This is a genomic window from Kineococcus auxinigenes (genome assembly GCF_050871525.1).
Classification (GTDB): Bacteria; Actinomycetota; Actinomycetes; order Actinomycetales; family Kineococcaceae; genus Kineococcus.
In genome coordinates, this window is the sequence record NZ_JBKBCT010000134.1 from 1 (window position 1) to 3,130 (window position 3,130).

Annotated in this window: 2 protein-coding genes; one reads left to right on the forward strand and one right to left on the reverse strand. The window is 74.2% G+C overall.

Annotation, left to right across the window (positions count from 1 at the left end; all coding sequences use genetic code 11):
• Positions 1 to 82: 82 nt before the first annotated feature.
• Entirely contained in the window at positions 83 to 616 is a 534-nt protein-coding gene (locus tag ACRYR9_RS19590) for a low molecular weight protein-tyrosine-phosphatase (RefSeq protein ID WP_432494292.1), read from the reverse strand.
• 139 nt (positions 617 to 755) lie between these two features.
• Between ACRYR9_RS19590 and ACRYR9_RS19595 the strand changes: the two genes are divergently transcribed.
• Positions 756 to 3,044, forward strand: a complete 2,289-nt coding sequence (locus ACRYR9_RS19595; protein WP_432494294.1) for a peptidase M6 — start codon at positions 756 to 758, stop codon at positions 3,042 to 3,044.
• The last annotated feature ends 86 nt before the right edge of the window (positions 3,045 to 3,130 follow it).

The following is a 3,130-nucleotide window of genomic DNA, read 5'->3' on the forward strand; positions in this document are numbered from 1 at the left end:
GGGGGCGCTCTCAATCGTGCCAGATCACGACGGGGTTGGGGCTGGGGTGGGGGTCGGGGTCGGGGTCGGGGTTGGGGCGGGGTCAGGGGTGGGTGGCCCGGGTGGCGAGGGCGCGGCGCACGTGCTCGACGATCCCGTCGGCGGCGGCCTCGATCTGCGCCAGGGCCTCGACGAAGTCGTCGCGGTCGCCGTACCAGGGGTCGGCGATGTCGAGGGCGGACTCGTCGGCCACCGCGCCCGGTCCCGCCGCCGCCGGGGCGGCCGGGTCGAAGGAGCGGTACATCGCCACCCGCCCCGCCGAGGCCTCGTCGGGGGCCTGGGTGCACAGTCGGCGCGCGTGCCGCGCCGTCATGGCCAGCAGCAGGTCGCGGGAGGCGATCTCGTCGGCGGTGACCTGGTGGGCGCGGTGCTCGGGGACGTCGTAACCGGCGTCGGCCAGCACCGAGCGAGCCCGGCGGTCCACGGGGTTGCCGTCCTCCTCGTCGCTGATCCCGGAGGAGTCCACGACCACCTCGCCGTCCAGGCCCGCCTCGGCGAACCGGCGGCGCAGCACCGACTCGGCCATCGGGGAGCGGCAGATGTTGCCGGTGCACACGGTCATCACGCGGTAGGGCACGGCACCATCCTGCCGCCCCGGCTGAGGGGTCGCCGTCCGGTAGCTGCAGCGTGGGGCCTTGTGCACGGACTGTGACGCAGTGGATGCTTCAGCGCACCGGTGCCGGACCAGGCACCGGCGGATCCCCAGGAGGACACGCATGGGTCTGGACCCCTCGCGCGGCGGACGCATCGCCGTCGCCGCGCTCTCGGCCACGGCTCTGGCCGTCCCGGCCGCAGCGGCGGCCTCGCCCGCCGCCACCCCCTCGCAGGCCCCGGCCCCCGACGTCCGCGTCCTCGACGGCGAGTACCGCGACGGCGCGCCGCTGCCCGTGGTGGCCCCCGACGCCGCCGGTTCGGGCGCCGCGGGAGCGCGCACCACCCTGGCGGCGCCCGCCGACGGCGGCGGTGACGACGGCCAGGTGCAGGTCGGCGACCAGCGGGACTGGCCCACCCTGGTCGACGGCGGCGTCACGCCCGACGGCGAGGTCGTCGAGAGCGTCGTGACCGTGCAGGGCTACACGCTGCGCGGGCTCGGCGACGGCATCGAGGTGTGGGTCGCCGACGACCTCTCCTTCCCCGAGGGCGACTGCCGCAACACCACCGGCGGCGGTGAGCTGACCGTCGTCACCGACGAGCAGGTCGCCGGCTTCGTCGAGGAGTTCGACGAGACGATCCTGCCGGTGGAGTCGGAGGTGTTCTCCGTGGCACCGCCGCGCGACGGCTCGGCCGCGGTGCTCGGCGAGCTCATCGAGGCGCCCGGTGGCGGCGCCTACCCGGAGGGGTACTGGTCCGGCGGGGGGGAGCGCACCGTCGCGCTCATCGACAACGTCCGCGACCAGAACTACTACGACCCGACGAACGAGAACGGGCGCACCTACATCGCCGGGTTCTTCTACTCGCTGTTCAACGACCTCGTCGACCGCAACGTCATGACGATCGACGGGTTCGACTGGCTGCACCGCACCGGCGACAACCCGCCGGACGACTCGCAGGACCCCGACTACCTGGCCTGCGCGGACTACCTGCAGCGCCCCGGTCTGGGAGAACCGGCCGGGCGCACCTACGAGGCGACGTTCGCCCACGAGTACCAGCACCTGCTGGAGCACTACGCCGACCCCGACGAGCTGTCGTGGGTCAACGAGGGTCTGTCGATGTGGGTGGAGGACCTGCTCGGGTTCTCCGACCCCACCCCGGCCCCGAACACCGAGGAGGCCGACAACTACATCGCCACGTTCCTCGGGTTCAACGAGCAGCAGGAGTACGGCGGCCCCGAGCAGTCGATCACGCTGTGGGGCGACCAGGGCGACCCGGAGATCCTCGCCGACTACGGCAGCGCCTACGCGTTCATGATCTACCTGCACGACCGCTTCGGCGGTGACGAGTTCATGACCGCCCTGCACAACGAGCCCGAGGGCGGCCTGGCCGGCCTGGACGCCGTGCTGCGCCGGTCCGGGCACGACGTGCGCTCGCAGGACGTCCTGCACGACTTCCTCGCCTCGATGGCCGTGGACGCCGCGCTCGACGCCGGCGCGAAGGTCAAGCGCGGGGACGCCGGGGCCCTGCAGACCGAAGGGCTGACCGCCCGGGTGAACTGGGACTCGCCGCAGTCCTACGACTCCCCGGGTGCGCCGGTGAACGGCGCCGACTTCGTGCGGCTGCGCGACGCCGCCGGGTACGTCGACCGCGGGCTGGTCACGTTCAAGGGCTCGAACACCTACCCCACCACCCCGGTGGAGTGGGAGCAGGACGGCGACGAGCTGTACTCCGGCAGCGGGAACGGTTTCGACCGCGGCATCGTGCGCGAGTTCGCGATCCCCGCGCAGGACCCGACGATCGGCGTGGACCTGCAGGTGGACGCCGAGGCCGGCTGGGACTTCGCGGTCGTGCAGGTGTGGGACGAGGCCGCCGGCGGCTGGGTGTCGCTGTCCAGCGAGGCCACGACCACCGAGGCCGACCCCGGCGCCGACCCGCGCATCACCGCTCAGCTGCCCGGCCTGACCGGCGAGGTCTCCGGCACGCAGACCTTCGACGCCTCCGCCTACGCCGGGCAGACCGTCGACGTGGCGATCCGCTACCTCACCGACGGCGGCGTGGCCGAGCCGGGCGTGCGGGTCCAGGGCGTCTCGGTCGGTGGGCAGCCGGTCGCCGGCGCCACCGACCTGTCCACCTGGAGCTCGCTGAGCGAGGCGCACCCCACCGAGGTCGCCGGCTGGACCGTGCAGGTGGTGGGCACCTCCGGGAAGAGGGTCTCCGTCGTGGAGCTGCCCGTCGTGCGCACCCCGTGGGGCTTCACCACGGTGACCAGCGTCAAGCACGCGCTCGGGTTCACCCCGGAGGTGGCCGCCGTCCTGGTCACCGCCGACGACCCGACCGGGACCAGGACCGCCTACCCCGCGTACGAGCTGTGCGTGAACGGCGTGCTGCAGCCGGGCGGCGGGACCGCCTGAGCGTCCCGACCGCCCACGGCGCCGGGGGGGCCGGGCGGGGGGGGGGGGGGGCGGGGGGGCGGGCGCCGGGGGGGGGGAGGGGGGGG